Source organism: Enterococcus sp. AZ084 (assembly GCF_051714905.1).
GTDB lineage: Bacteria > Bacillota > Bacilli > Lactobacillales > Enterococcaceae > Enterococcus_B > Enterococcus_B pernyi.
On record NZ_JBIOSS010000001.1, the window covers coordinates 2,385,823 to 2,402,905 of the forward strand.

Below are 17,083 nucleotides of genomic sequence, written 5' to 3' on the forward strand. Positions count from 1 at the left end.
AGCCTCTCCCACCTCCTGAAACCGACAAACGGCGGGAACAGAAGTAACCTCTTCGAGAAATAAGGCGCCATCCACAAAAATTTGAAGAACAATTTTCATGGATGACGCCTTATTTCTCGAGGCTACACACTTCTGCCCCGACCTCATTGCGATTGTCTATGTTTCGTAGTTGATATGATAAGGATGTAGATCCGTATGATAAATTGCCTCTGAATACTCGACCACTTCTCGATCTTCCGTCGTTGATCGACGTACACGCTTGATTCCGATTTCTGAAGTCGTCTTTAATAGTGCTTTTTCTTCATCTGTTAAAAACGTGGCAGAAAAGTCATCTGAAAAAGAGTCGATAATGTGATTATTCTGTGTGAGCAATCGGTACAAAGATTCTTTATCAAATTCTTTTTGTTTCATTTTATTCATGTCTTTTGGTAAATAGTGAACAAAATAGATATATGGTTGGTCATTTAAATAGTACAAACGCTTGAAGCATACCGCAGCTGAACCAAACATCGAATATAATGGATGATCTTTTTTGATACTGATTTTTTCTAAACCAATCGTTTCTTTGCGAACCTCATATTGGGAATCTTTTAAGATCTGAGTAAAACTTTCGGCTTTAGATAAACGATTGTAAGGACGATTGCTTAATACTGTCGTTCCCCGACCACTTTTCTTTTCGACATATTCATCTGTAGCTAATAACTCGATGGCTTTTCGCACAGTGATTTTACTCACTTGGAACAATTCTTCTAACTCATTTTCAGTTGGTAACATACTCCCCACCGGATACTTTCCTGAAAAAATATCCTCTTTGATCTTGTCTGCTACTTCTAAATATAATACACGCGTTCTTTTCATAGCTTCACCTTTCACCTTTATGTTAGTAAAAGAATAACATAAATAAACAAAAAAAAGAATAGAAATATTGATAATTGGTCTACCTATGTACAAATAATAAGCTTAGACATAACAAAACGTCTAAGCTTATTACCCTACTTTTTTCGTACCTTTGTTATATCCTTGTTTTAATAACATAATTGCCGATTATAAAAACAAGGAGAATTTTATCAGAAATTTCAAACAATCATTAAATTTGTAAGGACTTTTGTGGTGAAAGGCCTTTCTATAAAAATGGCCCAGTCGTTATTTATCCTAATTCTTCACCGTTCGTTTTAATGACTGCCTTGTACCAGTCAAAAGATTTTTTCTTGGTACGTGCTAACGTCCCATTTCCTTCATCATCAAGGTCGACATAAATAAATCCATAGCGTTTACTCATTTCCCCTGTAGATGCACTAACTAAATCGATACAGCCCCATGGTGTGTAGCCCATCAAATCGACCCCATCAGCAACTGCCTCAGCCATTGCTTCGATATGACGACGCAAGTAATCGATACGATAATCATCATTGATTGAGCCATCTTCTTCCACTTTATCGATCGCACCCAAGCCATTTTCAACAATAAACAGTGGTTTTTCATAGCGGTTATATAATTCATTCAACGCCACGCGCAATCCTTCTGGGTCGATTTGCCAGCCCCACTCACTTGCTTCAAGGAATGGATTCTTCACGCCGCCTAGTAGGTTTCCATTCGATGTATCGGCATCTGGATTGGTTTCATCGATAGCTGATGACATATAGTAACTAAACCCGATATAATCCACTGGATACTCTTTTAATAATTGGAAATCTTCTTCTGTTTGTTCTAGTTTTGCGGCGTCAACTCCATATTTCTTATACGTACGTGCTGTATAGGCTGGATATTCGCCACGAACTTGCACATCTGTACAGAAGAAGTTGAACTCTTGATTTTGGATCAATGTAGCCACTTGATTGATCGGATTTGCATCAATACTATAGGTCGTTGCATAAATTATCATACAGCCTACTTGGATATCCGAACGCAACTCATGTGCGATCTTCACCGCTTTACTGCTAGCGACAAACTGATTATGCCATGCTTGGAAAATATTTTGGTAGTCACTTGCGCCATTGCTTTTGACCAATCCTTGACTCAATGCTGGGAAATGGAAAGCTGAATTGATTTCATTGAATGTCATCCAATATTTCACTTTGCTGCTGTAACGTTCTAACACTGTACGAGCAAAACGTTCATAAAACTCAATCAACTGACGGTTTTTCCACCCACCATATTCTTTTGCTAAGTGTAATGGCATTTCATAATGAGAAATCGTAATGACTGGCTCGATATCATAGCTCAAGCACGTATCGATCAATTCATCATAGAAAGCTAAACCAGCTTCATTCGGTGTTTGCTCATCTCCTTGAGGGAAAATTCGTGTCCAAGCAATGGAGAAACGATAACTTTTAAAGCCCATTTCTGCAAATAAAGCAATATCTTCTTTGAAGTGATCGTAATGTTCGATTCCACGATGATTGGGATAAAGGTATTTCTCCTCATCGATCGTCCAATCAAATTCTTCACTCCCGATGATTGCAAAACGTTGTTTACCACCAGGCATTGCATCGGCGACAGATAAGCCTTTCCCATCGCGGTCGAAAGCACCTTCTAATTGATTGGCGGCTGTTGCGCCACCCCATAAAAAGTCTTTTTTGAATCGTGCTGTCATGTTTGTTTTCCTCCTTTTATTTTACAATTGCCAGAAAATCTTCATTAGCAATAATTTCTTGTTGATCAAGTTCTAACACATCTGCAAAGTGATCGGTATTCGTTACGACCACAGGGGTGATCACGCTATAGCCTGCTGCTTTTATTTTCTCAATATCAAAGCGGACAAGCAAGTCCCCTGCTTTTACTTTGTCTCCTTGTTTGACAAATGTTGCAAATCCTTCACCATTTAATTCGACAGTATCCATCCCGATATGCATCAAAATCTCTACACCATCTGTGGTTGTCAAACCAACTGCATGACCTGTTGGGAAAATCGTCGTGATTTCGCCATCTGCCGGAGCAACTAATTCCCCCTTCTCAGGATCAATCGCAATCCCTTTTCCCATTGCCCCAGAAGAGAAGACTTTATCTGGTACTTCTGTCAGTGGTAAGACTTTTCCAGTCAATGGACTTTTCAAATTGTGACGTGCTGTGCTGATCGTATCCCCTGTTGTGGTTTCTGTTGCTTCTAATTTTTCATCTTGCACTTCTTCATCAAAACCGATCAAGTAAGTACCGACAAACCCAAGAACAAAAGCAACTGCTGTACCGATGATCGCCATAGTTACACTTGATTCAAGCGCTGGATCGGTACTAATAAATGTTGGGATGGTCAGTAAACTGATCAAACCACTAGAGAATGCTTTTACGCCAGCAAACCCGATGATTCCTCCACCGATCCCACCGGAAATACAGGCAACGATAAATGGTTTTTTCAAAGGTAAAGTCACACCGTAAACAGTCGGTTCAGTGATTCCAAAGAACGAAGTGATCATTGAAGAGATCCCTAATGAGCGTAATTTTGAATCTTTCGTACGTAAAGCCACACCTAATGCCGCACCACCTTGTGCCAAAATTGCTGGTAAAAGCATTGGCATCAAAACATCAAAGCCATATTGTTCGATATTCAAGAAGATGATTGGCACAAAGCCCCAGTGCATCCCAAACATTACCAATACTTGCCACATGCTACCCATGATGACCCCAGCAACTAATGGACTAAAGCTATAAATTGAATTGAACAACCCACCTAAGGCATTACCGATAACGGTTCCAATTGGCCCTAATACTAAGAAAGTCAAAGGCACCATGACTAACAAGACGATCATTGGCACAAAAATCATTTGTAAAAATTGTGGAATAACTTTCTTCACAAGTGGCTCAAACTTACTTTGTACCCAAACCGCTAAGATGATTGGAATAACAGAAGAAGTATAGCCTGATTGAGACAAGATCACTGGAAGACCAAAGAAATCAACTGCAACACCTGATCCTGCTAATTGCGTGATTGTTGGATAAACTAATGCCATCGCGATTGCTACGGACAAAAATTGATTGGTCTTGAATTTCTTTGCGGCTGTAAAGGCCAACATCACTGGTAGGAAAGTAAAGACTCCATCTGCTGCTGCAAACAAGATTTGGTAAGTGCCACTATCTGCTGCCAACCAACCGAGAACTGTCGCCAGTGATAAGAAACCTTTCAATATCCCAGCAGCTGCCATAGCACCTAAGAACGGGGTGAAAATACTTGAAATAATATCGATCAAGCGATTCAAAGGATTTTTACTTGTATCCTCACTTTCTGAACTTGCCCCTTCGCCCAAGCCTTGTTCATCCACAATTGCTTGATAGACATCAGACACGTTACTTCCGATCACGACTTGATATTGCCCACCACTTTGAACGACTTGGATGACATCTGGATCATTTTTTAATTTCTGAGTGTCGGCAATCGATTCATCTTTCAATTTGAAACGTAATCTTGTCGCACAATGTACTAAACTATTGACATTTTTTTCTCCACCTACGGCTTCCCAGACTCTCCGTCCTACTGCTTGATTATCCATATTCTTTCCTTCTTTCTTTTTGATAAAAATAAAAAACCTAGATTGAAAAAACGGTCACGTGATGAGACGTGTCCATATTTTCAATCTAGGTTTTGCCTGCTTGATCCAGTAACAATCCTTATGATTGGGTTTGTTTTTCAGTTACTACACGTTGGATGTGGATCGTCAGGTAGATTTGCTCTCCTGACCCCATCTCTTTTTGTTGTGTTTGTATCAGGTATTCATTGATCCGTTCCACACAGCGAAACGCTTTTGGATATTTTCCTTGGACAAGCGCATAAAGAAATTCATCTTTCTCATCCGAAGCTTCATCTTTTAAGTATCGTTGTGTGAAAAATTGTAAATGTGTGATGATCCGTTGATAATTCAAGGAATCTTCGTCAAAGGCGATGCCGAAAAATTTACTGATGATACTTAGGATATCTCGCACCATTTTCGTTGCCGTCATGGTTACTTGCATGTCGCCATTTCCTTGTTCACTATTGACGAAATGAAAGGCTATGAAGCCTGCTTCATCCATTGGTAAAGTCACACCGAGCTTTTCTTCAACAAGTTGAAGGGCTTGTTTGGCTGCTCGATATTCTTTAGGATAAAACTTTTTTGTTTCAAATAATAAAGGATTCGGTAATTCGATGTTTTCCTTTGCTCGACTGATCGCATAATGGATATGATCGGTCAGTGTCAAATAGATGTTTGGCGATAATTGTATTTTTAGTTGTTCTTCGGCGAGATCCACGATCTGCTTGACCAGTTCGACCTCTTCTAATGGGACATCTGCCATCAATTGTTGGAACTGATGCGTAGTAAAAGAATCTTTTAGCACAAATTCTTTTTGGATCGATTCTTCAGAGATCGTATCGCCTGGTTTTTTTTGAAAAGCAAGACCTTTTCCCATGCAGATGATTTCTTCGCCTAATTCATTTTTTGAAATGACGACATTATTATTCAAGACTTTTTCTATGACCATCTACATCGCCCTCCCAACTAAAAAATAAAAAAAACCTAGAATCCGCCCGTAAGTACTAGCTGAATTCTGGTTTTGCCTGCCGAACAGTAACAATCCATCGATTAACTATGTTTACTATACCACTATTACGTTTGTTATGCAACCCTTTTCATAGTATTTATTTTTTGAAAAAGAGAATAACTTTTAGCATCTTATAACACTGAATCCAATATACATGCGATTAGAATACCGAAAAAAGGATAAAAATGAACGAGTCATTTCTATCCTTTTTTCTCTATTGTAATGTTGCTGATCAGAATATGAAAAGTTTTGTTCTATCATACTACTCATATCAGGACGGCTTTTTCACAACCTCTTCTAAAACGTTCTCGTTGGCATGTCAAAGGCGTTTTTCATTTCTTGGGTGGCTTCTTTCATTGGTGTGATACTTTCGAGTTCTCCTTGGACGACTAGGCGTGTAATGGCATCCATATCACCACAAGTGATCAAAGTAATCAATTCTTTTCCTTCTTCGATGTTCAATAATTCTGTTGCTGAAGGGTCGACTTTTTCTTTGAATGTCGCTTTGTACGTGTAGACGTTTTCCAAATCGACGATATAGATTTTATCCCCTAAGTTTAGATTTTCTAACGGGGTAAAAAGTAATTCTGGGTTGTTGGCACGGTGACTTGCTAAGGCGTAGTTGCCTTTCCCCATTTGTTGATCAGGGTCTAATGTTCCGGCACCGTATAACAAGTTTGCATTATCTAACCCTCTAAAAATCGGCAAATTGATCGAGACGGATGGGACGGCGATACTTCCAATGACTGGTAGATCTGGTCGATTCAATTGGGCTCTTAACACCGCTTCTGAACTCATTGATTCAACTGAATCAAAGTCAAAGTTTGCCTCTTTTTGATTATTTTTGACAATATCATCACGAGTCACATTAGAAATAGCGTACGCATCTCCTGTATTTTTAACAAAAAAATCTTTGATCTGTTCATTAAAAATCAAGGCTAATCCTACTAATAATAGTAGAAACAATAGGAAATTGACCAGCCACTTTTTGACTCTTCCTTTTTTTTTCATGTATCTTCCACCTTCCACGCTTATCTTCCTATGATAATTCTGTATATTTTTCTTTGTTGTTTTTACTTTTTTCTACTGGGTATTTCTGATTGTTTTTTTCTAATTTTTCTTCAATGATCGTATCGATATCTAAATTTAGATTGTCGGCCATCATATAAGAGTATATCAACACATCTGCTAGTTCTTCTTTGATTCGTTCAAGCTGAGTGGTGGTGACTTCTTCTGGTTGCTTCCATTGGAATAACTCTAATAATTCTGAGGCTTCTAAAGAAATCGAAATTGCTAAATCTTTTTCATTATGAAATTGCCGCCAATTGCGATCATCTCTAAATTGATTGATTTTTTCCATGCTTTTTTCCATTGATCTTCTCCTAATTTTAAATCAAGTTACATTAATCATACCATGTTTAACGAAAAAATAGTTTAGACTTATTTTAATAATCTGTTCTATTTTTCAAAAAAAAGAAATATCTTATCGCCGGTTTTAAATCAAGGAAAAGGATCATTTACGTCTTATCCACGCCAAGTTCGCCGTTTGGATTGGTTGGTCGGTGCTTTATGTAAAACTGGGGCTGTGACATTCGTCTTCTCCTACTTAGAACAAACGCTTCTGTCACAGCCTCGATTTAATCATATGTTAGAATATCGCTTTGATCCATTTACTATTGTTGTAAACTTGTTTTCAGATCTCTTACTCCTGATAAAGTCATCAACACGAGTAAACTGATTAAATAAATTCCACTCAGAAATAGAATAACAGCCGTCAAACTATAATGGTCCATTAGAAAGCCAATCACGATCGATGAAAAACCGCCTACTGCTCGTCCTAGGTTCATGATAAAGTTATTCGCCGTGGCACGGATCTCTGTTGGATACAAACTACTGATGATCGCTCCATAACCACCATACATTCCGTTGATGAAGTAACCTACGACTACTGCTGCTGCAACTAAACTCCATTGACTGTGTGCAAGTACGAGTAAAAAGACAGACAAAGAGGAACAAATCAGAAACAAGCCAAATGCGAGGGTTGGACCAACTTTATCCATGATGATCCCAAACGTCATCATCCCTAATGACATCCCCAAAATCGTGCTGATCATCCATAAAGAGGAACCCGAAACTGATAGACCTAATTGTGCTTGCATGATTGAAGGCAACCAATTCATCAAGCCGAAATAACCAGCAATCTGTACAGTAACCATCAGACTAAGACCTGTCGTTTGCCATGCCATGTGTTTCGTTTGGAACAAATGACTAAGCTTTGTCTTTTTCCCAGTTTCTTTTGTTTCTTCAAATGCCTCTGGTTCTTTTAGCCCTCTTCGAATAAACAAAACCATCAAGACCGGCAAGACACCGATGACATAAAGCATTTTCCAGCCAAACAAAGGAATGATCACTGCTGCTAAGATGGCGGCTAAAGCTGCACCAACTTGTGCGCCGATTGCAGCGACAGAAGAAGCACGACCAATTTGTTTCTTTGAGAAGCTTTCAGAAATCAAAGACATGCATGCACCGTATTCCCCGCCAGCACCGATTCCTGCGATAAAACGAAACAGATAGACAAGATAGATATTCGATGCAAAATACATGAGTAAAGAAGCAATCGAGAACAAAATGACGGTTTGCGAAAATACTTTGACTCTCCCATATTTATCCGCCATCAATCCAAAAAAAATACCTCCAACGAGCATCCCTAAATTAGTGATCGTTGCAATCAATCCTGCTTGCGTTCCACTAATATTAAAAGTTGCAATCATTGAAGATAATGAAAAAGCTAAAAACATAATATCCATATTTTCTAAAGCAATACCCGCCGATGTTGATAATAATACCTTTCGTTGATACTTCGTCATTTTTCTTCCCCTTTTCTTTAAATAACCCTAAATTGTTAAAATCATATCCAAAATCCAAGAAAAAATCAAGAACTTTTTCAGTATATGCGAAAAAAGTTTGACACTTCTTTTGTAAACGAATGATTTTTCCAATGGAAGATGCGGTGAATAAAGCCCTTTCTCTTTACACTCATGAAAGCGGATGCTATATTTCTTGGTAGAAATGGCTTACTATTGGTTTCAGATTGGAGTTTTGACAAATGGACAAACAAGAATTTTTAGAACAAATCAGTCATGGATTGATTGTTTCTTGCCAAGCATTACCTGGCGAAGTTTTTTATTCAGAAGAAGGTGGCTTAATGCCTTATTTTGCACTAGCTGCAAAGAAAGCTGGCGCAGTTGGTATTCGGGCAAATTCAGTCAGAGATATTTTAGAGATCAAAGAAAAAGTTGATTTACCGATGATTGGTATCATCAAACGAGATTATCCACCTGAGAAACCGTTTATTACTGCAACGATGAAAGAAGTGGATGAATTAGTCGCCACTGGCGTAGAAGTGATTGCACTTGATTGTACCCTGCGTAAACGACATGATGGCTTATCGATCAACGCATTCATTGAACAAATCAAAACGAAATATCCTCATCAATTATTCATGGCAGATATTGCGACATTTGAAGAAGGAATCAATGCTTATAAAGCCGGGATCGATTTTGTTGGGACGACATTAAGCGGTTATACCGAAGAAAGTGAAGAGACAGAAGGGCCTGATGTGCAGTTGATCAAGCGACTTCTTGAAGCAGATGTGTGCGTGATTGCAGAAGGAAAGATCCACACACCACAGCAAGCCAAGGAAATCCAAGCGTTAGGTGTAGCTGGTATCGTGGTTGGCGGCGCCATTACCCGCCCACAAGAGATCACGCAACGATTTGTTGCTGCGTTAGATTGACAACACTTGAAAACAAAAAACCACTATCTTGAAGTAACGGTTCACACTGATCAGGGAATGGGACATTCGTTCACCTCCCCCACCTATAACCGAATAAACGGCGGGAATAGAAGTACCCTCTTATTATTAAAGTGCCCCTTCTTGAACTCCGTTTATTCCATTCTAGACAATAATGGCGTACTAGATACTTTTTACCTACACAAAAAACGGTCTTTCAACACGTGCAAGGATGATCGCACAAATGGAAAGACCGTTTTTTCAGCCGGGGGGCTAAATAAAATATAGGATAAAAAAAGAAAAAATTTAGTTGGCTTTCATATGTGCATCGAGTAATAACTCGTCAGGAAATTCACGAACATTAGCCATGGCACACTCACCAAAATAATCTGGTCCGTTCTTTCCTTTAAAATCAGATCCTCCAAAACAGTGGATATTGAAACGATCAACTAATTCCTGTACTTTTCGCTGATCTTTCAAACTATGTTCTGGATGATATTTTTCGATACCATCAATACCAAACGAAGCCAGTTCAGGGATCAACTCGAAACTGTCGAGCTTTCCCGGGTGGGCAACGACAGACATCCCACCGCCGAGCTTGATTGCTTGGATCACTTCGTAGACATCGATCATCTCTGCCTCTTCTTGACCAAAATCATTATATTTGAATAATTTACGGTAAAGATGTCCATCAATCGATGTATCGTAGCCTGCTTTGATCAACGCAGACATGATGTGTTGTTTGTAGAGAGCGGTCGCCTGTTTCGCAAACTGTCTTACTTGCTCTTCTTTGATACGAAATCCTTCAGTTTGGATACGTCTCAACTGACGTAAGGTATTTCTTGTTCGCGCCGCACGCAACGGTTCACATAACTGTTCGATATACTGATAATTCAGTAAATTATACCCCAAGATATGTACCTGTTGCCGGCGTTTGAAATCATAAGCGGTCACTTCGATGCCTTCAATAAAATTGATTGGGGAAGGAGCGAAGACCTGTCTTATGTGAGCTAATCCCGCCGAGGTATCTTGATCTACGACGGACAGGATATTCATGTGATGCTTCAATGCTAATTTGAGTAGTTCTTCTGGTGAACTGCTACCATCTGAAAAGTAACTATGGACATGCAAATCTGCTTTCACTCGACGTTCTCCTCTCCTTTTTTCCAGTCAATTTCATCTCAATCAAGCGTGAATGATATATTTTTTTCGTAGTCTGATCGCCACGACTTCTAAGATCGCAACTACTGCTAAAATCATATACACTAATACGCCGATCTCATGAAAATCAAAATAAAAACTACTTGTCATCGCAAGTTGGAACCCTAAACCACCCGCTCCTGCGGCGGCACCTACGGCAATCGCATTGGTAAAGTTGATCTCAAAACGGATAAACAACCAAGAAAGCAAAGCGGTCATACAAGAAGGTAAAATTGCTTGGAACACCACCTGCCACCAACTTGCCCCACACGCACGCAATGCTTCGATCACACCAGAGTCGATTTCTTCAATACTCTCAGAAAAGACCTTTGTAAGATAAGCAATCGTGTGAAAAGACATGCCAATGATTGCCGCATTCGCACCCAATCCAATCAAGATCGAGAAAATCATGACCCACAAGATCGTTGGCACCGCACGGATGAAGGACATCACTGTTCGGATCGCGTTTGATAGGCCTGAATGGCTGATATTTCTTGCTGTAAATAACGCCATCAAGAAGGCTGTCACACCTCCAAGCAATGTGGTGATCACCGCCAAACCTACCGTCATACCTAAAGCTTGGAGCAATGTCTCAAAAGAAAAACGTCCAGAGAGTCTTGGCTGGAGAAAAATCCGTTGCAAGTCTGTAAAAAATTGTCGCGTCGCATCCAGCAATACAACCTCGCCATAATCCATCGTGAATAAGGTGTAGATCGATATACTAGTCAGTAGCGTAAACAAGACCCAAGGGACGATCCGATAGGTTTTCCACACGCGAATACGGATTTTCTTTTTAGCATTTCTTCTGATTTTTGTCGGTTGGGCTAAGACGGTTTCTGTCACCGCTAATTCAAGTTCACTTTGTCGTTGGACCATATCAATGAATCATCCTCCTAATTTTATTGGACGAAAGTTCCAGTGCGATCACGATGATGACGATCGTCAAGATGACCATTCCTGCCATATCGTAACGAAATTTCTTATAATAGAGGTCAAACAGAAAACCGATTCCCGTTCCGGTCAATATGCCGACTAATGTTGCATCACGGATGTTGTTTTCGATCATGAACAAGATCCAACTGATCAGCTGACCAAAGACCATCGGTAAGACGCCTTGAAAAATGATCGCAAAGTAAGAAGCACCAGTCGCCGTCATCGCTTCTGTGATACTTCCTGCCACTTCATCGATCGTTTCCATAAACGAGCGCGTCAAGTAACCGTACGTTGTAAAAGTGATGGCTAAATAGCCAGTAAATTCATTTTGTTTGAAACTCAACAGTAGGACCATTGCCCAAACCACGATCGGGATATTTCTAAAAAAACTAGCAAAGACCCGCGCCACTGTTTTTGTTCCCTTGTTCAGACCAGTTGTCTCTGAACCAATGATTGCCGTGATCAATGAAAATACTGTGGCAGTCATCGTTGCTGTGATCGACAACAAAACCGTCTCAAGTAATTTAGATAAAATCAATGGCAAGGATTGGATCGAATTTTCCGTTGGGATAAAATTGGTGAACAACCAAACAAAACTCTGGGGAATCGCCGCAATAGCTGCACCAAATTGAAAGCCAACAAATTGTGAAAAGGCAACGTACACGACAACAAAGCTAAAGAGTGTCACAAATAAAAACTGCTTCTTTTTACGAAAGAGATCTTGATTCAGTGTTTTATCCATCCAAGCCCTCCCTATACTAACAATTCATCAGACTGATAAATCTGATTGATTTGATTTGTTGTCAGTTCATCTGGGTTCCCAGAGAACACGACATTGCCACTGTTTACGCCAATGATCCGATCGGAATAATCGATCGCAACCTCTACTTGGTGAAGATTCACTAAACAAGCAATATCTAATTCTTTCGTCACTTGCCGTAAATAATCCATAACGACTTTCGAAGATTTGGGGTCTAAGGATGCAATCGGTTCGTCACATAAGATCAACGCAGGACGTTGCATCAACGCTCGAGCAATCCCGACACGTTGTTTTTGTCCACCACTCAATTCATCACAACGTGTGTAAGCAAACTCTGATAATCCGACTTTTTCTAACAAATCGAAGGCTTCCTGTTTTTCCTCTTCATTGTAGACACCAATCGAGCCTTTCACGGCAGACTTGTATCCAAGTCTACCGTGAAGGACATTCTCAACAGCTGTGAGGCGACTGACTAAATTATAATGCTGGAAAATCATACCGATTCTTCTTCTTTTTAAGCGCAAAGACTTCTTCTTTAGACGTTGCATGTCCTCATCTTCAAAGAAGACAGCCCCTTCATTGGCAGAAATCAACTGATTGATACAACGTAGAATCGTGGATTTTCCTGCGCCAGATGGTCCGATGATCGAAACAAATTCTCCTTTTTCTAGTTGAAAGGAAATGTCCTTTAACGCTTGTTTCCCGTTACTATAGTTTTTTGAAATCGAGTCTACTTGTAATAGCATGGCTCGTCCTTTCTACTTCGAGCGAAGTGGGTCATAGAAACTATCAGTGACTTCTACAAATTGTTCATCGGCTTCTTTCTGATATAGACCCACAGATTCTGAGTCTTTTGGTGAAAAGATCGCTTCATTATTCGTCACTTCTTCACTCATCATGGCTTGAGTGATTTTATCGACTGTTTCTTCATCCAGATTATCTCTGTTGACAACAAATGGTCCATTTAACACTGGAATCGAATGGATCACACGCACTTTTTCGCCTCTGACTGTATCAAATGGTGCCTCTGCATCGGCTTTTACTTGGTAAACGACACCAGCTTTGTTTTCTTCCCCCTCCACGACATCAAAATATTGAGCCATGTTCATAAATGCTGCTGCATCCGCATCTCCCTTAAGCAAGTTGACGGCAGAGCCTTGATGGGAACCCCCGAAAAGTACTTTGTTGAAAAAATCGCCATCGATGATCAATTCATCCGAACTACCAAGTCCAAACTGATCAACGATTGCTTGACTTGGTACTCTAAACCCAGAAGTCGAAGAATTAGAGACAAAGGAAAACGTTTTGCCTTCGATCGGTGCCAACGTATAGCCATCACCCTCTTGATACTCTGCTGTATCTTCTTCATTGACGACAATAAAACTGTAATAGACGGCATCTTCCAGAGTGCCACTTGCACCCGAATTTGTTAAAATCGCTTGAACATTTTCGTTTTTTCTATTTGCTTCAATATAACCATCAGGCCCCATATACGCCAAATCTACTTGTCCGTTGGCAATGGATTCGATCACGATATTATAGTCCGTACTTATGACGATTTCGACGTCTCTACCTGTTGCTTCTGATACGATCGATTGGATTTCATTTCTTGATTGTTCAAATTCACTTGCAGATTCATTGGGATAAAAAGCAATCTTGATTGGCTCAGAAGAATGTTGACTTTCGCCATCCGCTTGAGCATTGGAATTACACCCAGCTAATAAAAATAAGCCGGTCATGAAAAACATTGCACTAATAAGTTTCAATCGTCTTTTATTCCAAAACATGTGTGGTAAGCTCCCTTGTTTTTTATTTGGTACATCTTTCATTTTATGGACTCAATGTAAATTTCTAATGGACTTCACGATAGGAGTAGATGAAGATTGTAAATCATTTGTAAAACAAGGGTTCTTTTCTTTGATCAACCAACACCTTGGTACATCTGCGTCTTTTTTTGAAATAAATGAAAACCATAAAAAATCCTCTTAACAAATTCATCCAATGTTTACAAAAAAACGCAAAAAATAAAGGGTGACTCGACAGATTTGTTTCCTCACCGAGTCACCCTTTTCTATTTTCATTCTTTCTCTTCGCTGTTTCAAGTAGTTGGTCTAGTTGATTTTGCTTAATTTGATTCTAACAATAAACGGATAGATGAGACGGTAATACTTGGATCGTTACTGGAAGTTTTGTTCCTTCATCTCCATCGATATTTGTTGCCAGTTCTTCTTCGTCCACTAAAGAAATCACTAATTTTTCTGCGGTCTGATACGCAAGATTCTCCGTTGTCGCATCGACCCCTTTGATCAAATCAGGCACTGCTTTTAAGGTATCAAAAAATGAGCGGTCTTTTAAATATACAAAATGAAGCTTGCCATCATTGATTTCTGCCTCTGGTAAGAGTGTTTCAAAACCACCGACCGAGTTCGTCAAACCGATCAACAGTGTACTACTTTCGATTTCTTCCTCTACGCCGTCGGCTTCCACCCGGAACGTATAGGACTGGGTATTCGTCAGTTGTTTGAAGCCAGAAATAAAATAAGCCATCTTTCCTAGTTTGGTTTTCTTTTCAGGATCAACGTCATTGATTGCTTCTGGAATCGTTCCGATCGCAACAACGTTCATAAAATATTGATCATTGATCTTGCCGATATCTAAAGGTTTCGTGTGTTCGATCGAGAATTGTTGGATGGCTTCCTCTGGATCAATCGGCATATTCAATGCTCGTGCTAGATCATTCACCGTTCCTAAAGGGAAGAAGCCAAAATTTGGACGATGCGCTTGTTCTGCCAAGCCGCTGATAGCTTCATTCACCGTACCATCACCGCCCATCGCAAAGACACTATCGACTTTTTCCAGCGCCCCTTCACGAGCAAAATTCGTCGCATCGCCACTTTTTTCAGTGTGCAAGACTTGAACTTCATCAAAAAGGGTACGCAATTTATTTTCTGCCATTTCTTCATATTCTTTTGCTTTTTCTCCTCCAGAACTAGGGTTAACGATCAACAACGCTTTTTTCATCCGATTTCTTCCTTTCTTGTTTGTTCTTTCTCTTACAATAACATAAAACCAGAAAATTCTAAGGAATGATGCTATGGGGATAGCACGAACAAAAACTATTCCAGAAATGTAACAAAATTTTTAAAACTGCATGGAATTATTTACTATTATAGGAATATCTCCTACTTTAAGTATGTCACATGAATTCTCCACTATTTTCTCTCTATTAAAATGATTCTCCTCATTTACCTCTCCTCCATAAAAAAAGCCTAAAAAAGCAGAAAAAGCTCTACTTTTTTAGGCGTTATTGCCGTATTCATACGCACACATCGTTGTGTGCTTCTTTTCACCAGTGTAATCGCTTCTCTCAAGTTTGTCAAAATAAATCTTGCTCTATAATAACGAAAAACAATGAAAAATACATCATATCATGTACATAAATTTAAAGTTAACTTCTAATTTACGATAAAAAAACTTTATTTTGAAGTTAACTTCAAATTTGTTGAAAATAATGATTTTTTTGAAGTTAACTTCAAAAATGGTATACTTACACCAACAATAGGATATTGGAGGAGGGATAACTTTGTTTCAACGACCTGATTATTTAAATCAATTGATCGATTTACAGAACACTGATTTCATCAAAATCATTACTGGCGTTAGACGGTCTGGTAAATCTGTGTTACTTATGCTCTACCAACGCTATTTATTGGAACAGGGTGTGGAACCAAATCATATTATTTATATCAATTTTGAATCATTCAATTATCAAGTAGTCACAGATGCAGAGAAATTTAGGGACGTGTTAGCACCATTGATTCCTCAAGATGAAGAAAAAGTATATTTTTTATTCGATGAGATCCAGCTTGTCGATGGATGGCAACGGGTCGTTAATGGCATAAAAACTAGCTTTAATTGCGAGTTAATCATCACTGGTTCAAATGCGAATATGTTATCTGGAGAACTTGCTACATTACTTAGTGGCCGTTACATCGAGATTCCTATATATCCCTTATCCTTCGATGAGTTTTTAACTGTTAAGGACATTGCAAAAGACTCTCGGTTTGTTGATCAAGCTTATCAAGAATATGAAAAATACGGAGGTTTCCCCAGTGTAGTCTTGGCAGATGAAAGAATCAAAGATACGATTTTATCAGGGATCTTTGATACGATCGTCCTGAATGATGTTGCCTTGCGTGCCGGTGTAAAAGATGCAACAGTGTTAAAAGCACTGATTCGTTTTTTATCAGACAATGTTGGACAACTCGTCAATGCGTCAAGAATTGCGAACACATTAAAAAGTGAAGGAATCACAACAAGCACGCATACCATCAATCGCTACTTAGATCTATTAGAACATGGTTATCTCTTTTATCGCGCGCAACAGTATGATATTAGAGGCCGAGAATATTTAAGAACGAATGGAAAATATTTCATTATCGATTCTGGACTTCGCAGAAACGCGGTAGGAAGAAAAGACGGTAATTATATTAATCGTCTAGAAAATATTGTTTACGTCGAGTTGCTAAGACGAGGTTATTTAGTAGATGTTGGCCGTCTGGACAATCAGGAAATCGATTTTGTTGCAAAAAAACTAGATGAAACACTCTATATCCAAGTGACTTATGAGCTTCCCAACAATAATCGTGAAACTGACAATTTACTTCACATCAAAGATAATCATAAAAAGATAGTGATTACCGGTAAATATTATGAGATCAATCAAGTAGATGGTATTCCCATTCAATACATCGTGGATTGGTTACTTGATAAATAAATGCTTTTCAAGTAAGTGATAACTGGTTCAATCCGATTCTCACCTACTCTTATCCTGTAACTGTATATTTGAAACTAAAAAGAAAAACATATTAAAATCTGTACACTAGAAC

Annotated in this window: 15 protein-coding genes; 2 read left to right on the plus strand and 13 right to left on the minus strand. The window is 39.1% G+C overall.

The window, feature by feature from the left end; translation table 11 throughout:
• Nucleotides 1-156: 156 nt before the first annotated feature.
• From IGI79_RS10860 to IGI79_RS10890, 7 genes are all read right to left on the minus strand, one after another.
• Entirely contained in the window at nt 157-858 is a 702-nt protein-coding gene (locus tag IGI79_RS10860; RefSeq protein WP_010734698.1) for a GntR family transcriptional regulator, read from the minus strand.
• Between the two features lie 289 nt (nt 859-1,147).
• The gene (locus tag IGI79_RS10865; protein ID WP_104775898.1) at nt 1,148-2,593 is read right to left on the minus strand and encodes a glycoside hydrolase family 1 protein; all 1,446 of its coding nucleotides are present in this window, start codon (nt 2,591-2,593) and stop codon (nt 1,148-1,150) included.
• 16 nt (nt 2,594-2,609) lie between these two features.
• Complete coding sequence (locus IGI79_RS10870) at nt 2,610-4,481, minus strand: beta-glucoside-specific PTS transporter subunit IIABC (RefSeq protein WP_062804803.1); 1,872 nt, start codon at nt 4,479-4,481, stop codon at nt 2,610-2,612.
• A gap of 118 nt (nt 4,482-4,599) precedes the next feature.
• Nucleotides 4,600-5,448, minus strand: coding sequence for a BglG family transcription antiterminator LicT (gene licT / locus IGI79_RS10875; protein ID WP_438845955.1), 849 nt, complete (start codon nt 5,446-5,448; stop codon nt 4,600-4,602).
• Nucleotides 5,449-5,805: 357 nt separating this feature from the next.
• Nucleotides 5,806-6,519, minus strand: a complete 714-nt coding sequence (locus IGI79_RS10880; RefSeq protein WP_104775896.1) for a class A sortase — start codon at nt 6,517-6,519, stop codon at nt 5,806-5,808.
• A gap of 28 nt (nt 6,520-6,547) precedes the next feature.
• Nucleotides 6,548-6,880, minus strand: a complete 333-nt coding sequence (locus IGI79_RS10885) for a nucleotide pyrophosphohydrolase (protein ID WP_010734693.1) — start codon at nt 6,878-6,880, stop codon at nt 6,548-6,550.
• Nucleotides 6,881-7,181: 301 nt separating this feature from the next.
• Nucleotides 7,182-8,375, minus strand: coding sequence for an MFS transporter (locus IGI79_RS10890; RefSeq protein ID WP_019722476.1), 1,194 nt, complete (start codon nt 8,373-8,375; stop codon nt 7,182-7,184).
• Between the two features lie 239 nt (nt 8,376-8,614).
• Here IGI79_RS10890 and IGI79_RS10895 point away from each other — a divergent pair, with 239 nt between their 5' ends.
• The gene (locus IGI79_RS10895; protein ID WP_019722477.1) at nt 8,615-9,304 is read left to right on the plus strand and encodes an N-acetylmannosamine-6-phosphate 2-epimerase; all 690 of its coding nucleotides are present in this window, start codon (nt 8,615-8,617) and stop codon (nt 9,302-9,304) included.
• A 303-nt stretch (nt 9,305-9,607) separates the two neighbouring features.
• Here IGI79_RS10895 and IGI79_RS10900 read toward each other — a convergent pair whose 3' ends face one another.
• The 6 genes from IGI79_RS10900 to IGI79_RS10925 all read right to left on the minus strand — a co-directional run bounded on the left by IGI79_RS10900 (nt 9,608) and on the right by IGI79_RS10925 (nt 15,215).
• Entirely contained in the window at nt 9,608-10,444 is an 837-nt protein-coding gene (locus tag IGI79_RS10900) for a PHP domain-containing protein (RefSeq protein ID WP_195273270.1), read from the minus strand.
• 42 nt (nt 10,445-10,486) lie between these two features.
• Nucleotides 10,487-11,377: a PhnE/PtxC family ABC transporter permease gene (locus tag IGI79_RS10905; RefSeq protein WP_066025474.1), complete on the minus strand. Its 891-nt coding sequence runs from the start codon at nt 11,375-11,377 to the stop codon at nt 10,487-10,489.
• Nucleotide 11,378: 1 nt separating this feature from the next.
• Entirely contained in the window at nt 11,379-12,176 is a 798-nt protein-coding gene (locus IGI79_RS10910; RefSeq protein ID WP_065096399.1) for an ABC transporter permease subunit, read from the minus strand.
• An 11-nt stretch (nt 12,177-12,187) separates the two neighbouring features.
• Entirely contained in the window at nt 12,188-12,940 is a 753-nt protein-coding gene (gene phnC / locus IGI79_RS10915; RefSeq protein ID WP_438845956.1) for a phosphonate ABC transporter ATP-binding protein, read from the minus strand.
• Nucleotides 12,941-12,952: 12 nt separating this feature from the next.
• Nucleotides 12,953-13,981 (minus strand): phosphate/phosphite/phosphonate ABC transporter substrate-binding protein, encoded by a 1,029-nt coding sequence (locus tag IGI79_RS10920; RefSeq protein WP_029593942.1) that lies wholly within the window; start codon nt 13,979-13,981, stop codon nt 12,953-12,955.
• A 349-nt stretch (nt 13,982-14,330) separates the two neighbouring features.
• Nucleotides 14,331-15,215: a diacylglycerol/lipid kinase family protein gene (locus IGI79_RS10925; protein ID WP_438845957.1), complete on the minus strand. Its 885-nt coding sequence runs from the start codon at nt 15,213-15,215 to the stop codon at nt 14,331-14,333.
• A gap of 562 nt (nt 15,216-15,777) precedes the next feature.
• Here IGI79_RS10925 and IGI79_RS10930 point away from each other — a divergent pair.
• A complete protein-coding gene (locus IGI79_RS10930; RefSeq protein ID WP_438845958.1) occupies nt 15,778-16,971 on the plus strand; it encodes an ATP-binding protein in 1,194 nt (397 codons plus the stop codon).
• Nucleotides 16,972-17,083: the final 112 nt, after the last annotated feature.